Origin of the sequence: Malaciobacter mytili LMG 24559, assembly GCF_003346775.1 — a bacterium.
Lineage (GTDB): Bacteria > Campylobacterota > Campylobacteria > Campylobacterales > Arcobacteraceae > Malaciobacter > Malaciobacter mytili.
Genome location: NZ_CP031219.1, coordinates 1,418,047 through 1,430,827 on the forward strand (window position 1 = coordinate 1,418,047; position 12,781 = coordinate 1,430,827).

At 26.1% G+C, this 12,781-nt stretch carries 18 protein-coding genes and 5 tRNA genes; 11 read left to right on the forward strand and 12 right to left on the reverse strand.

The window, feature by feature from the left end; all coding sequences use genetic code 11:
* Position 1 precedes the first annotated feature (1 nt).
* A complete protein-coding gene (locus AMYT_RS07150; protein WP_114841867.1) occupies positions 2-208 on the forward strand; it encodes a hypothetical protein in 207 nt (68 codons plus the stop codon).
* 6 nt (positions 209-214) lie between these two features.
* Here the strand turns inward: AMYT_RS07150 and AMYT_RS07155 are convergent, their stop codons facing one another.
* The 3 genes from AMYT_RS07155 to hemB all read right to left on the reverse strand — a co-directional run bounded on the left by AMYT_RS07155 (position 215) and on the right by hemB (position 2,659).
* Entirely contained in the window at positions 215-394 is a 180-nt protein-coding gene (locus tag AMYT_RS07155; protein WP_114841868.1) for a hypothetical protein, read from the reverse strand.
* 73 nt (positions 395-467) lie between these two features.
* Positions 468-1,682, reverse strand: a complete 1,215-nt coding sequence (locus AMYT_RS07160; protein WP_114841869.1) for a PAS domain-containing sensor histidine kinase — start codon at positions 1,680-1,682, stop codon at positions 468-470.
* Complete coding sequence (gene hemB / locus AMYT_RS07165; protein ID WP_114841870.1) at positions 1,682-2,659, reverse strand: porphobilinogen synthase; 978 nt, start codon at positions 2,657-2,659, stop codon at positions 1,682-1,684. Before hemB ends, AMYT_RS07160 begins: the two co-directional genes overlap by 1 nt.
* A 59-nt stretch (positions 2,660-2,718) precedes the next feature.
* On the opposite strand from hemB, the gene ribA reads away from it, so the two are divergent.
* The 9 genes from ribA to AMYT_RS14945 are packed head-to-tail and all read left to right on the forward strand — an operon-like array spanning position 2,719 to position 7,598.
* Entirely contained in the window at positions 2,719-3,294 is a 576-nt protein-coding gene (gene ribA / locus AMYT_RS07170) for a GTP cyclohydrolase II (RefSeq protein ID WP_114841871.1), read from the forward strand.
* On the forward strand, positions 3,294-3,878 hold the full coding sequence (rsmG, locus tag AMYT_RS07175; protein ID WP_114841872.1) for a 16S rRNA (guanine(527)-N(7))-methyltransferase RsmG: 585 nt from the start codon (positions 3,294-3,296) through the stop codon (positions 3,876-3,878). Before ribA ends, rsmG begins: the two co-directional genes overlap by 1 nt.
* A 1-nt stretch (position 3,879) precedes the next feature.
* The gene (locus AMYT_RS07180; protein ID WP_114841873.1) at positions 3,880-4,104 is read left to right on the forward strand and encodes a PP0621 family protein; all 225 of its coding nucleotides are present in this window, start codon (positions 3,880-3,882) and stop codon (positions 4,102-4,104) included.
* Positions 4,105-4,113: 9 nt separating this feature from the next.
* Positions 4,114-4,485 (forward strand): hypothetical protein, encoded by a 372-nt coding sequence (locus AMYT_RS07185; RefSeq protein ID WP_114841874.1) that lies wholly within the window; start codon positions 4,114-4,116, stop codon positions 4,483-4,485.
* Complete coding sequence (locus tag AMYT_RS07190; protein WP_114841875.1) at positions 4,485-4,820, forward strand: hypothetical protein; 336 nt, start codon at positions 4,485-4,487, stop codon at positions 4,818-4,820. Before AMYT_RS07185 ends, AMYT_RS07190 begins: the two co-directional genes overlap by 1 nt.
* 50 nt (positions 4,821-4,870) lie before the next feature.
* Positions 4,871-5,020, forward strand: coding sequence for a hypothetical protein (locus AMYT_RS14940; protein ID WP_162919481.1), 150 nt, complete (start codon positions 4,871-4,873; stop codon positions 5,018-5,020).
* Positions 5,013-7,028 (forward strand): glycine--tRNA ligase subunit beta, encoded by a 2,016-nt coding sequence (gene glyS / locus AMYT_RS07195; RefSeq protein WP_114841876.1) that lies wholly within the window; start codon positions 5,013-5,015, stop codon positions 7,026-7,028. The genes AMYT_RS14940 and glyS overlap by 8 nt, the downstream gene beginning before the upstream one ends.
* Positions 7,029-7,078: 50 nt before the next feature.
* Entirely contained in the window at positions 7,079-7,423 is a 345-nt protein-coding gene (locus AMYT_RS07200) for a hypothetical protein (protein WP_114841877.1), read from the forward strand.
* 10 nt (positions 7,424-7,433) lie between these two features.
* The gene (locus AMYT_RS14945; protein WP_162919482.1) at positions 7,434-7,598 is read left to right on the forward strand and encodes a hypothetical protein; all 165 of its coding nucleotides are present in this window, start codon (positions 7,434-7,436) and stop codon (positions 7,596-7,598) included.
* Positions 7,599-7,604: 6 nt separating this feature from the next.
* Here the strand turns inward: AMYT_RS14945 and AMYT_RS07205 are convergent, their stop codons facing one another.
* The 7 genes from AMYT_RS07205 to AMYT_RS07235 form a co-directional block, all read right to left on the reverse strand.
* On the reverse strand, positions 7,605-7,811 hold the full coding sequence (locus AMYT_RS07205) for a hypothetical protein (RefSeq protein ID WP_114841878.1): 207 nt from the start codon (positions 7,809-7,811) through the stop codon (positions 7,605-7,607).
* 296 nt (positions 7,812-8,107) lie between these two features.
* A tRNA-Gln gene (locus AMYT_RS07210) sits at positions 8,108-8,182 on the reverse strand.
* 3 nt (positions 8,183-8,185) lie between these two features.
* Positions 8,186-8,262 (reverse strand) — tRNA-Thr (locus tag AMYT_RS07215).
* Positions 8,263-8,267: 5 nt separating this feature from the next.
* Positions 8,268-8,344 (reverse strand) — tRNA-Met (locus AMYT_RS07220).
* Positions 8,345-8,491: 147 nt separating this feature from the next.
* On the reverse strand, positions 8,492-9,022 hold the full coding sequence (locus tag AMYT_RS07225; RefSeq protein ID WP_114841879.1) for a hypothetical protein: 531 nt from the start codon (positions 9,020-9,022) through the stop codon (positions 8,492-8,494).
* 304 nt (positions 9,023-9,326) lie between these two features.
* A tRNA-Met gene (locus AMYT_RS07230) sits at positions 9,327-9,403 on the reverse strand.
* A 12-nt stretch (positions 9,404-9,415) separates the two neighbouring features.
* Positions 9,416-9,490: transfer RNA gene (locus AMYT_RS07235), tRNA-Gln, on the reverse strand.
* A 114-nt stretch (positions 9,491-9,604) separates the two neighbouring features.
* Between AMYT_RS07235 and AMYT_RS07240 the strand changes: the two genes are divergently transcribed.
* Entirely contained in the window at positions 9,605-10,642 is a 1,038-nt protein-coding gene (locus AMYT_RS07240) for a bifunctional 3,4-dihydroxy-2-butanone 4-phosphate synthase/GTP cyclohydrolase II (RefSeq protein ID WP_114841880.1), read from the forward strand.
* Between the two features lie 7 nt (positions 10,643-10,649).
* Here AMYT_RS07240 and AMYT_RS07245 read toward each other — a convergent pair whose 3' ends face one another.
* Both AMYT_RS07245 and pckA read right to left on the reverse strand, forming a co-directional pair.
* Positions 10,650-11,111 (reverse strand): hypothetical protein, encoded by a 462-nt coding sequence (locus tag AMYT_RS07245; RefSeq protein WP_114841881.1) that lies wholly within the window; start codon positions 11,109-11,111, stop codon positions 10,650-10,652.
* Between the two features lie 75 nt (positions 11,112-11,186).
* A complete protein-coding gene (gene pckA / locus AMYT_RS07250; protein WP_114841882.1) occupies positions 11,187-12,767 on the reverse strand; it encodes a phosphoenolpyruvate carboxykinase (ATP) in 1,581 nt (526 codons plus the stop codon).
* Positions 12,768-12,781 lie beyond the last annotated feature (14 nt).

Here is a 12,781-nt window from a genome sequence, read left to right on the forward strand (position 1 = left end):
TATGCAAACAGTTGATGTAAATAACAGCAATAATGCTGTTGTAACTGTTGTAAACCTAATTAAAAAAGAGAATAATTTCGAAAAAGCTGCTCAAATTTTAATAGAAAATAATATTTCAATTACTCAGTTAGTTGGAAGAACTTTTAGATTATCTATGTTTGATGTTGCTAAATTAAGTGATGCAATAATAATTTTAAAGAAGAGGTAAATAGTTTTACTTCTTCTCTATACAAATATCTTTGATTACATATTTACCTGTTCTATAATTTAAACTTTTAATTTTTTTATATGAATGACCTTGTTTCAAACACTCATCTTTTGATAATTTTGAAATATCTTGACTACAACCTGTTAATATACCTAATAATATCAGTGATAATATAGAAGTTTTCATAATACACTCCTTCATATACTATAACTATACTATTTAATTGTAATAAAAAAGTGTCAATTAATAAAAAATAATATTAAAGTGGAATATTTATAATAAATTCTAAGCCATTTAAGTTATTTTGAGCAAAAATTGTACCATTTAGACTTTTTTCAATAATCATTTTTGACATAAATAATCCAAGTCCTGTACCATTACTTTGATGTTTTGTTGTAAAATAAGGTTCGAAAATTTTATCTAAAATGTTTTCATTTACTCCTAAGGCATTATCTTTATAAATAACTTGTGCATAACTAAGATTTTCTATTTTTACTTTTTTTATATTAATAAAAATAACTTTATTTTTAATATCTTTTGTTTTAAAAGCATGTGCAGAGTTTTGTAGAAAATTTATAATTACTTGAGATAATTCATTTGATACTCCAAAAACTTCCAACTCTTCATACTCTTTTTTTACAGTTATATTTTCTTTTTGTATTAATTTTTTAGTAATATTTAAACTCTCATCAATTGCTTCTTTTAAATTAAATTTTTCTTTTTCTTTATTTGGATTAAAAAAGTTTGAAAAATCATCTATAGTTTGAGACATATTTTTTATAATCTCAGCACTTTCTTTATAATACTTTTCAATCTCTTCAATATCAGTTTTTTTAGCTGATTTTTTTAAATTAAATAGTGCTAAATTTAATTCAGTTAAAGGTTGTCTCCATTGATGGGCAATATTTGCTAACATTTGACCAAGACTTGCCATTCTAGATTGCCAAAAAAGAATTTTTTGTTTTTGTTTATTTTTTTCGATTTCTGTTTTAACTCTTTGTTCTAAAGTTTGATTTAGCTCTTTTAGTTGTTTTGTTTGTTCTTGAACTCTCATCTCTAAAGTTTTATTTAAAAGTTTTAATTCTTTATCTTTTTTTTCTAAATCTTTTTTTAGTTCAACTTCTTTTGTTACATCATAACGAATTGCAATAAACTCTTTAATTTGTCCATTTTCATCTAAAATAGGGGTAATTGTAGTATTTAAATATACACTTCTTCCATCTTTTGTTAAATTTTTAACAGTTGATTTATAAGTTTGTTTTTTATTTTTAATAATATCCCAAAGATTTTTAAAGTGTTCACAAGGAATATCAGGGTGTCTTACAATATTGTGATTTTTCCCTAATAGTTCCTCTTTACTATATCCAGAAATTTTGCAAAACTCATCATTTACAAAAGTAATAATTCCATCAATATCTGTTTTTGATACAATGTTGCTATTTTCAATTGCTTCTTGATAAGTATTTTTTTGCATTAGTTATTTCTATTTAAGTATTCGCAAGCTTCTTTTGCATGGTATGTGATAATTATATCTGCACCTGCTCTTTTAAAGCCAGTTAATGTTTCAATCATTATTCTTTCATAATCAATTAATCCAGCAGCCCCTGCATGTTTAAGCATAGCATATTCACCACTTACATTATAAGCACAAACTGGTAAATTTGAATTATTTCTTATATCTCTAATTACATCCATAAATGCTAAAGCTGGTTTAACCATTAAAATATCAGCACCTTGTCTTTCATCTTCTAAAGACTCTTCTATAGCTTCAAGTCTATTTGCAGGATTCATTTGATAAGTTCTTCTATCTCCAAAACTTGGAGTTGATTCAGCAACATCTCTAAATGGTCCATAATATGCACTTGCAAATTTTGTTGAATATGCCATAATAGGTAGGTCTTTAAAACCATTTTCATCTAATGCAACTCTTAGTGTTTGAATAATTCCATCCATCATACCACTAGGAGCAATCATATCAGCACCTGCTTTTGCATGTACTATTGCTTGTTGCGCAGAGATTTCTAAAGTTTTATCATTATCTACAGTTTGAGTTTTAGGGTCTAAAATACCGCAATGTCCATGGTCTGTATATTCACAAAAACATAAATCAGTTACTATAAACATATCAGGGAATTTTGCTTTAATAGCTTTTATTGTTCTTGCTATAATACTTTCTTCACATAAACACTCACTTCCAACTGAATCTTTTACATCTGGAATACCAAATAAAATAATAGATTTTAATCCAATTGAATAGATATATTCACACTCTTTAATAATTTCATCAATACTCATTTGAAAAACACCAGGCATAGAATTTACTTCAGTTTTAATATTTAAGCCTTCTTTTACAAATAAAGGATAAATAAAATCATTTTTAGTTAAATAATTTTCTTGTACTAAATTTCTTAAATTTTCATTGATTCTTAATCTTCTAAAACGTTTAAACATATTTTTACCTTTGTTAGATATAATCTTGCTTATTTTAACACTATAAGGTTTAAAGGCGAATGAAGATAGAACAATCAAATATTGCAAGCTTACCTACAAAATATGGAAAATTTAAGATAAAAGCGTATAAAGAAGGGAATCAAGAGCATTTAGCAATAATGAGTTTAGATTTTAAAGAAATAGAAACACCATATGTAAGAATACACTCAGAATGTCTAACAGGAGATACCTTAGGAAGCTTAAAATGTGACTGTCAAAATCAACTAGATTTAGCAATGAGATTTATAGCAAAAGAGGGCGGATTAATAATCTATCATAGACAAGAAGGAAGAAATATAGGATTATTAAATAAAGTAAATGCATATGCCTTACAAGACCAAGGAAGAAATACAATAGAAGCAAATTTAGAATTGGGATTTAAAGAAGATGAGAGAGATTATAAAGTAATAGGGCATATATTTAAAGATTTAGGGATAAAGAAGATAAAACTAATAACAAATAATCCAAAGAAGATAGAGTATGTGGAAAGTTTAGGGATAAATATAGAAGAAAGAATACCAGCAATAACAAAAATAAATAAATATAATGAACACTATTTAAATACTAAAAAAAATAAAATGGGACATCTTTTATAATGCTAAATTTAAAAGAAAAATTTGAAAAAGAAAATCTTTTTTTTGATGAACTATTTTATAAAAGATGTGAAGACTTTTCTATTCTTCTTCAACAATGGGGTAAGATACATAATTTAACAGGAAGTTTACACTTTGAAGATATTTATGAAAATATTTTAGATTCTGTTTATCCTGTAAATTTTATAGATGATTTTGAAAGTTTTGCAGATGTGGGTACAGGTGCTGGGTATCCTGGATTACTTTTAGCAATTGCTAATCCAGATAAAAAATGCTATTTAATAGAACCAAGAGTAAAAAGAGTCTCTTTTTTAAATTTTGTTAAAAACTCTTTGGGATTAAATAATGTTGAAGTTCTTTGCAAAAGAGTTGAAGAAGTAAAAGATATAAAAGTAGATTTAGTTACTTCACGAGCTGTTACAAATACTTCATTACTTCTTAAACTAACAAAAAATATAATTAAAGATGAGTGTAGTTTTCTTTTTTATAAAGGAAGTATGCTAGATGAAGAGATAAAACAAGCAAAAATAAATAATGTAAAAATTGTAAGTAGAAAAGATAGAAATTACTTATATTTAAAGGTATAAAATGTTATTAAAAATTTTAGCTGCAATAGTAGTATTTGCATTGGTATATATTATCTTTTTTAAAAAAGATAGAGAAAAAAATATTTCAAATACAAAAAAGCAAAATGATAGTATTGAAGATATTATGGTTGAGTGTCCATCTTGTGGAACTTATGTTTCAAAAAAAGAGGGTATTTTAAGTAATGGTAAATATTTTTGTTCTAAAGAGTGTTTAGAAGGGAACTAGGAGATAGATATGATACTACTTGGTGATAAAAACATACCCTATGAAGTAATTACAAAAATAACTAAAATTGATGAAATAGTAAATACAAAAGCAAATAGTACGCTTTTATTTGAGTATAATCAAGAATTTTTAGATTATTGTTGTAAAAACTCTTTAAAATATGCAGTTATTATTAAAAATTTAAAAGAAGCTATTTATGCAAATGCCTTAGAAGCAAAATATATTATTTGCAATAAAGAATTTGCAAAAACTATTCAAGAAATAGCTGATAATTATATGTTTGATTCAAAAATTTTAGCAATTATACAATCAAATGAAGAGTTTGAAGAAGTAGTTAAAAATCAAATTGATGGAATAATATATAAAGAAATAATAAATTAATGAAATATCTTTTATTATTTTTGCTTTTTTTTGCTTATTTATTCTCTTGTAGTGGAGATTGTTTAAGCTGTCATCCCATTTTAAAACAATCTATACAAAAATCCTTTCATAAGGATTTAACTAGTTGTGTAACTTGCCATAACAAGCTCTCTTCATCAATGAGTCAATGTGGAGGAGATTGTTTTTCTTGCCATTCTCAAAATAAACTTATAAAAAGTGATATTTTATCACATCAAAATTTAGCTTCATGCAAGCAGTGTCATATTAATAAAGAGGATTTTTTAAGCTTTCCAAATAGTGAAAATACCTTAATTGATTTACTAAAAAATAAGTGATTTTTAGATAAAATATTTACCTTTTAATAAAGCGTTTTAATAGGATTAATGTGAAAGAGATATTAGATATTATAGTTTTAATACTGTTTGTTTTTATGTTAGCTATGTTTATAATTGGTTTTAATAAACAACAAATAAAAAAACACAAAGATAAGTTAGATGAGATTGAAAAAGGTAAAAAGGATAAAATAGATGAATAAACCATTATTAATTGAGATTGGTGTTGAAGAACTACCAGCAATTCCATTTTTAAATGAACTTCCTAATATTGAAAAGAAGTGGATGAATATCTTAGAAAAAAATCAACTTTTATGTGGATTTGATTTCTTTTACACACCAAGAAGATTAGTTTTATGGCATAGAGAGTTTCCTCTTTCTCAACCAAATAGTATTGTAGAACAATTTGGTGCACCTGTAAAAATTGCATATAAAGATGGAGTTGCAACTCCTGCAGCAGTTGGTTTTGCAAAAAAATGTGGAGTTAATATTGAAGATTTAGAGCATAAAGATACTCCTAAAGGTCCAGTATTATATTTTAAACAAGAAGTTTTAGGTAAAGAGAGTAAAGTATTACTTAATGAAATGATAAATGAATTTATTGCCTCTTTAAATTTTGGAAAATCAATGAGATGGGGAAGTAGAACTGATAGTTTTATTAGGCCAATTAGAAGTTTAAGTATAATGCTTGAAAATGAAGTAGTTGAGGGTGAACTTTTTGGAATAAAATCTTCAAATTTTTCATTTGCACATAGAATGGTTTCTTATGAACCTTTTACTTTTGATTTTGCTGGAGATTATTTTTGTAAATTAGATAAAAGTGGAGTTATTTTATATCCAGAAGAAAGAAGAAAAATCATCCTAGAGCAAATGAAAGAGATTGAAAAAACTTATAATGTTAAAATTGAAATTGATACAGAACTTTTAGAAGAAGTTGTAGCAATTACAGAATATCCAACTGCTTTAATTGGACAGTTTGATAAAGAATTTTTAGAATTACCAGAAGAGGTAATTGTAACTTCAATGAAAGAACATCAAAGATATTTTGCAGTTTATAAAGATGGTGAATTAACAAATAATTTTATAGTTGTATCAAACTCAAAAACTAATGATTTTTCAGCAATTATTGCCGGAAATGAAAAAGTTTTAAGACCAAGACTTGCAGATGCAATGTTTTTTTATAAAAATGATATTGCAAAGGGGTTAAATAATGAAGGACTTAAAAAACTAGTTTTTGTTGAAGGTTTAGGTTCAATGTATGAAAAATGCCAAAGAGAAGCTAATATTGCTTCTTATTTAGCAGATTTATTTGAACTTAATGAAAAAGAATTATTGCAAAAAGCTGTTATGTTAAGTAAAGCTGACTTAATGTCTGAAATGGTTTATGAATTTACAGAACTTCAAGGACTAATGGGATATTACTATGCAAAAATTGCAAATGAAGATAAATTAGTTTATACAGCTTTAAAAGAGCAATATTTACCTGATGGAGAAGACTCTGAGTTACCTTCAAATAAGTTTTCAAGTATTGTAGCACTTGCTTATAAATTAGATAACTTAATGGGATTATTTTCTATTGGTAAAATTCCTACTGGTTCAAAAGATCCATTTGCCCTAAGAAGAGCAGCAGCAGGTATTGTTAAAATAGCAATTGAGCATAAACTTCCAATGAATATAAATAAAATAATTGATGATTTAGCAGTAAATTATCAAAATTTAGATAAAGCTTTATTATTAGAGTTTTTTAATGAAAGATTATTTAAAATTTTTGAAGTTAATCCTTCTGTATTAAAAGCAGTATTAGGAAGTGGAGAAACTGATATTTATAAAATTTCATTAAAATTATGTGCTTTAAATCCAATAGTTTTAAGTGATAATTTTAAAGATTTCTCAGCAACATTTAAAAGAGTTGCAAATATTATTAAAGACTTAGATTTTTCTATAAATATTGATGTAAATATACAATTATTTGAAGATAAAGAAGAAAAAGAACTATTTGAAGCATATAGTAATGTAATTTCTAAAGAATTTAATAATTATGAAGAAGAATTAGATGCTTTATTTAGTTTAAAACTACAATTAGATAACTTCTTTGATAATGTTTTTGTAAACCATGATAATGAACAAATTAAACAAAATAGAAAAAATCTTATAGGTTTAGTTTATAAAGCTTTTAAAAATATTGCAGATATTAAAGAAATTACAATATAAAGAGAAACTTTCTCTTTATATTTTCAAATTAATTTAAATAAGGAGTTATTTTGAAAAAATTACATTTTTTATTTATATTAATTTTTCTACTTATTATCTTTTCTGGCTGTGAAGAAAAACAAAATAAAATTAATAGATATATTCAAAATTGGACTGGTGTAAATGGTGTTTTAGAAGTTTATGCTGGAGAAAAATTAGTTAAAAGGTTTATTAAAATTGATAAACTTTCTACTGCTGTTGCAACTGAAAATACATTTCAACGACCTTATCGGTATGGTTATGGTATACTTGATGAAAATTTAAATTTTAAAAAAGATGAGAATGAGAAAAAAGTATATTTTGAATTTAGTGATTATTCAACTAACTATATATTTTTTGAAAACCCAAACAATTAAAGGATAAATTATGAAAAGTTCTATTTTTTTAGTTTTATTAATAATTTTATTTACAGGTTGTGCTACTTGGAAAGGTATAAAACAAGATAGCAATGATGCATGGGAAGCAACAAAAGAGGGTACGTCAAAAGCTTATAATAAGACGAAAGAAGCTATTCATGAAGCAACTGAGTAAAAAACTTTAACAATAAAGTTTTTTCTCAACTTTTCTTTTAATATATGATAAAGTAAGATTTATTATCTCTTCTTTATCCTCTTCTGGAATAGCTTTAATATAATTTATTGTTTTTTGGATAGTCTCTTTTATTTCACTATCTGTTGAATATATACTAACAACTAAAGTCTTACTTAATTGGGAAACAATATGTTCTTTTAGAGTTTTATTCATTATATATTCCTACAATATTTATTATATATAATAAAATAATATAAGAAAAAGGTATTAAAAAAGTATCATTTTAAAAGAAATTTCATCAAAGGAACACAATTTATTAAATTTGTAGGTTTGTTGAATGATTACAATTTATAAAGGAGAACAAATGTTCCTAAGATGAAATTGATGAAATAAAACTTAAAAGAAAAAATGGTTTGAATTTTTTAAAAAAGAAAAATAAATTAATATAATATAATTTTGAAGTTTTATTTCATCCATTGCAGAAAATTATCAAATTTTACTACTTTAAATGGATGGGGTAGCAGGATTCGAACCTGCGAATGACGGTACCAAAAACCGTTGCCTTACCGCTTGGCGATACCCCAAAATGGAGCTGGTGAAGGGACTTGAACCCCCGACCTGCTGATTACAAATCAGCTGCTCTAGCCAACTGAGCTACACCAGCAATAGTGGTGTCAAGAGAGAGACTTGAACTCTCGACCTCCGGCTTATGAGACCAGCGCTCTAGCCAGCTGAGCTACCTTGACACTATATATTTGCTAAATTGGTTGCGGAAACAAGATTTGAACTTGTGACCTTCGGGTTATGAAAAACTTGTACACCCAAACAACGGACAGAATTATAATAAAAAAAACTTAGCAAAAACTTAAATTTTTTGATTTTTTAAATTAAATTTATAAAATTACTTGATAGTTTATTTCTATATTTTGGTTTTTTTGAAGTTCATATTTTGCTTTATTAATTGCTTCAATAAAAGCTTCATTTATTTCATTGTAGTTACTTTTTTCAATTATATTAAGTTCTGACAATTCATTATTATCATTAATTCTGAATTTTATTGAGATAAATTCATTGATTTTTCTTTTGTATATTTTTTTTAATTCTAAATATTTTAATACAATAATATGTGGCTCATTGCTTTTTATATTCTTTACTTTATTTTCATACTCTTTTTTATAGAACATATTTGCTTGACTTATATTATTTCTTATAAAGTTCATTCCATTTATAAGACCTTCTATTTTTTCTGCTTCTATTTTTCCATCTTCTATTGTTACATTTTTTTCTTCTTCTCTAATAACAAGGTATTTTTTAGTTTTAGGTTGTTCTAATTTAGATAAATCTTGATTTAATATACTATCTTCTAGACTACTACTAAATAAAATATTTGATGTTAATAAGCTTATTATTAATATTTTTTTCATTTTTTTACTGTTTGTACCTTTTCTAAGTCTATAAATATTATATATGTTGGAGGAATAATTAATAAAGAAAAAAAACAATAATATTTTAAAAACTTAGCTATTTATTATAATTTATGTTTTAACGCTAATTATATATACCTTTTTGTATATTTTCCCTTAAAAAATGGTTTAAAAAATGTCAAGAATATTATATGAATATAGTTGTATAAATTAAAATAAACTTTCATTTCGTTTACTTCCAAATGAAACATAAAAACTTAATTTTGATTTTAATTTAAAGTTGTAGAATTTTATTAGATTTTATTGGTTGCGGAAACAAGATTTGAACTTGTGACCTTCGGGTTATGAGCCCGACGAGCTACCTGGCTGCTCTATTCCGCGATATGCTTAAAATGGATGGGGTAGCAGGATTCGAACCTGCGAGTGACGGTACCAAAAACCGTTGCCTTACCGCTTGGCGATACCCCAACTTTTAAGTGACGAAATTATAGTAAAAAATGTCACTTTTGTCAAGGCTTTTTATGGTAAATTTTGAAATTTTCGCTATAATTTATCTATAAATTTAATATAAAGAGAATTATTATGTCAGAAGCTATTAAAAGAGTACAAGAAGCAATAGAAGAGATTCGAAAAGGTAATATGGTTATCATGCTTGATGACGAAGATAGAGAAAATGAAGGTGATTTAGTTTATGCTGCAGCTTTAAGTACACCTCAAAAAGTTAATTTTATGGCAACACATGCAAAAGGTTTAATATGTGTTTCTGTTACTAAAGAGACTGCAAATAAATTAGAATTAAATCCAATGGTAAATGCTAATACTTCTTCATATGAAACAGCATTTACAGTTTCAGTTGATGCTGCAAATGCAAGTACAGGTATTAGTGCAGGGGAAAGAGATGATACTATTAAAATTTTAGCAAATCCTGTATCTAAGCCACAAGAATTAGTAAGACCTGGACATATTTTCCCTCTTATTGCAAAAGATGGAGGTGTTTTAGTAAGAACAGGGCATACAGAAGGTAGTGTAGATTTATGTAAATTAGCAGGATTTAATGGAGAAGCTGTTATTTGTGAAATTATGAAAGAAGATGGAACAATGGCAAGAAGAGATGATTTAGATATTTTTGCTAAAAAACATAATATGAAACAAATATATATCTCGGATTTAGTTGAATATAGATTATCTCATGAAAAATTAGTTGAAGAAATCAATAGCGAAAATATTCAATTTTTTGGGATGAATGTAATAAAAAAAGAGTTTAAAGACCATTTAAATAATATCCATACTGCAATTATCTTAGGTGATATACAAAATGATACTACTCATGTTAAATTTCATACAATTATCCCTGATATTGAGTTGTTTTTAAATGAAGAAAAAATTAACTCTTTATTAAAAACAATTAATTTTTTACAAGCAAAAAATGGAATTTTAATCTTTTTAAGTGATGGAAGAGCAAATAAAGAGTCTCAAAAAGATTATGGAATTGGAGCTCAAATCCTAAATAGTTTAAATATAAAAAGAATTAAATTAATGACTAGTGGTGGAAAACACTCATTTGTTGGTTTACAAGGGTTTGGTTTAGAAATTATTGAAGAAATTCAAATAGAAGGCTAGGGGAAGATTATCTTCCTAAGGCCTTTTGTACTAACTTTAACTCATTTACTAACTCAAATAAATCTTTATTTATTTTTTCTTTATTTTTTTTATAATAAGTTGATTGATATATTAGATTAATCCTATCTTCAAGCTTTTTTAAAGCATTTTTACCTATATCTTCATCTAATTGTAAATATACTTTAGGATCTTGGTTTATTACTCTTTTTAATCTATATTCATACAAATATTTATTATCATATTCTTCATTAAAATAGTTACAAACTTCCTTATAAACTTCATCAATACTTGATTCATATTGATTATATATTATATTTGCCATATCATTTAAATATCTATCATAATTGGAATAATTTAATAAAAACTCTTTTATATTATTTGAAAGTAGTTTTTTATTTTTAAAATGTTCTAAACAAAGATAAGTGATTTTAGAGTAGTTTTTTTCAATCTCATTTAATATTTCTTCCACTTTTCTCTCCTTTTAAAGTAAAAAAAAAGCAGTGACCGTAGCCACTGCTTTTAAAATAGTATTTAGAATATAAATTTACAGTTGAGGACCTGCAGCTGTAAAATCAAACTCACTTTCTAAAGTTAAATACTTTTTGAAGTTTTCAATATACATACCTGCAAGTTTTTTAGCTGTTTCATCATAAGCTTGTTTATCTTCCCAAGTATTTCTTGGATTTAATACTTCTGTATCAACTCCTGTTAAAGTTTTAGGAATAGATAGATTAAAGTATGGTAATACTTCAAACTCAGAAGAGTTAATAGAACCATCTAAAATTGCATTAATACAAGCTCTTGTATTTTTAATACTCATTCTTGAACCAATCCCATAAGGACCTCCTGTCCATCCTGTATTAACTAAAAATACATTTACATTATGTTCATCAATTTTTCTACCTAATAATTCAGCATAAACAGTAGGGTTTAGTGGTAAAAATGCCTCTCCAAAACAAGAAGAAAAAGTTGCAACTGGCTCTGTAATACCTCTTTCAGTTCCTGCAACTTTTGCAGTATATCCACTTAAGAAATAATACATAGCTTGATCTCTTGTAAGTTTAGCAACAGGAGGTAAAACACCAAATGCATCTGCACATAAGAAGATAATATTTCTTGGATGTCCACCTCTCATATCAGGAGTATGGTTTTCAATATGCTCTAAAGAATAAGAAACTCTTGTATTTTCTGTTTTGCTTGAATCAGTATAATCTACTACACCTTCGTCATTGCAAACAACATTTTCTAAAATGGCACCTTTTCTAATTGCATTGAAAATTTCAGGTTCAGAATCTTTGTCTAAATTGATAACTTTAGCATAACAACCACCTTCAAAGTTGAAAATACCATTATCATCCCATCCATGTTCATCATCACCAATTAAAGCTCTGTTTGGATCTGTTGATAGAGTTGTTTTTCCTGTTCCAGAAAGACCAAAAAATAATGCAGTATCTCCATCTTTTCCAATATTAGCTGAACAGTGCATAGAAAGTTTTCCTTCTAATGGTAGCCAATAGTTCATCATTGAAAAAACACCTTTTTTCATCTCTCCAGCATACCATGTTCCACCAATAATTGCGCAATTTTCTTCAATATTGAATACTACATAAACTTCTGAATGTAAATTATGACTTACATAAGATTTATCTATTGTTTTACAAGCATTATATACAGTAAAATCTGGTTTAAAGTTCTCTAATTCTTCTTGAGTTTTAGGAACAATAAACATATTTTGAATAAAATGTGCTTGCCAAGCAACTTCAGTAATAAATCTAATTGATTTTCTACTATCTAAACTTGCTCCGCAATATACGTCTGTAACATATACATCTTTATTGCTTAATTGTTTTTTTGAGTTTACTAATAAATCTTGATAAACCTCTTTTGTTACAGCTTTATTAATATCTCCCCAAGCAATATATTTATTTGATGGGTCTTGATTAACAAAAAACTTATCTTTAGGGCTTCTTCCTGTGAAGATACCCGTATCAACCATAAGTGCTCCAGTTGAAGAAATCTTCGCACCTTCATTATTTACAGCATGTGCAATTAATGTATCTAAATCAAGATTTCTATACACCTTACCTACATTTTCAAGTCCAAGTGAGTTTTTAATTTCAGGCATTTATACTCTTTCCT

Excerpts from the sequence above, each read along its gene's own strand:
- AMYT_RS07150 (WP_114841867.1), top strand. The coding sequence starts at position 2 with ATGCAAACAGTTGATGTAAATAACAGCAATAATGCTGTTGTAACTGTT.
- AMYT_RS07160 (WP_114841869.1), bottom strand. The coding sequence starts at position 1,682 with ATGCAAAAAAATACTTATCAAGAAGCAATTGAAAATAGCAACATTGTA.
- pckA (WP_114841882.1), bottom strand. The coding sequence starts at position 12,767 with ATGCCTGAAATTAAAAACTCACTTGGACTTGAAAATGTAGGTAAGGTG.
- AMYT_RS07240 (WP_114841880.1), top strand. The coding sequence starts at position 9,605 with ATGTCAGAAGCTATTAAAAGAGTACAAGAAGCAATAGAAGAGATTCGA.
- glyS (WP_114841876.1), top strand. The coding sequence starts at position 5,013 with ATGAATAAACCATTATTAATTGAGATTGGTGTTGAAGAACTACCAGCA.
- rsmG (WP_114841872.1), top strand. The coding sequence starts at position 3,294 with ATGCTAAATTTAAAAGAAAAATTTGAAAAAGAAAATCTTTTTTTTGAT.
- AMYT_RS07185 (WP_114841874.1), top strand. The coding sequence starts at position 4,114 with ATGATACTACTTGGTGATAAAAACATACCCTATGAAGTAATTACAAAA.
- AMYT_RS14945 (WP_162919482.1), top strand. The coding sequence starts at position 7,434 with ATGAAAAGTTCTATTTTTTTAGTTTTATTAATAATTTTATTTACAGGT.
- AMYT_RS07155 (WP_114841868.1), bottom strand. The coding sequence starts at position 394 with ATGAAAACTTCTATATTATCACTGATATTATTAGGTATATTAACAGGT.
- hemB (WP_114841870.1), bottom strand. The coding sequence starts at position 2,659 with ATGTTTAAACGTTTTAGAAGATTAAGAATCAATGAAAATTTAAGAAAT.
- AMYT_RS07190 (WP_114841875.1), top strand. The coding sequence starts at position 4,485 with ATGAAATATCTTTTATTATTTTTGCTTTTTTTTGCTTATTTATTCTCT.
- AMYT_RS07225 (WP_114841879.1), bottom strand. The coding sequence starts at position 9,022 with ATGAAAAAAATATTAATAATAAGCTTATTAACATCAAATATTTTATTT.
- AMYT_RS07180 (WP_114841873.1), top strand. The coding sequence starts at position 3,880 with ATGTTATTAAAAATTTTAGCTGCAATAGTAGTATTTGCATTGGTATAT.
- AMYT_RS07205 (WP_114841878.1), bottom strand. The coding sequence starts at position 7,811 with ATGAATAAAACTCTAAAAGAACATATTGTTTCCCAATTAAGTAAGACT.
- ribA (WP_114841871.1), top strand. The coding sequence starts at position 2,719 with ATGAAGATAGAACAATCAAATATTGCAAGCTTACCTACAAAATATGGA.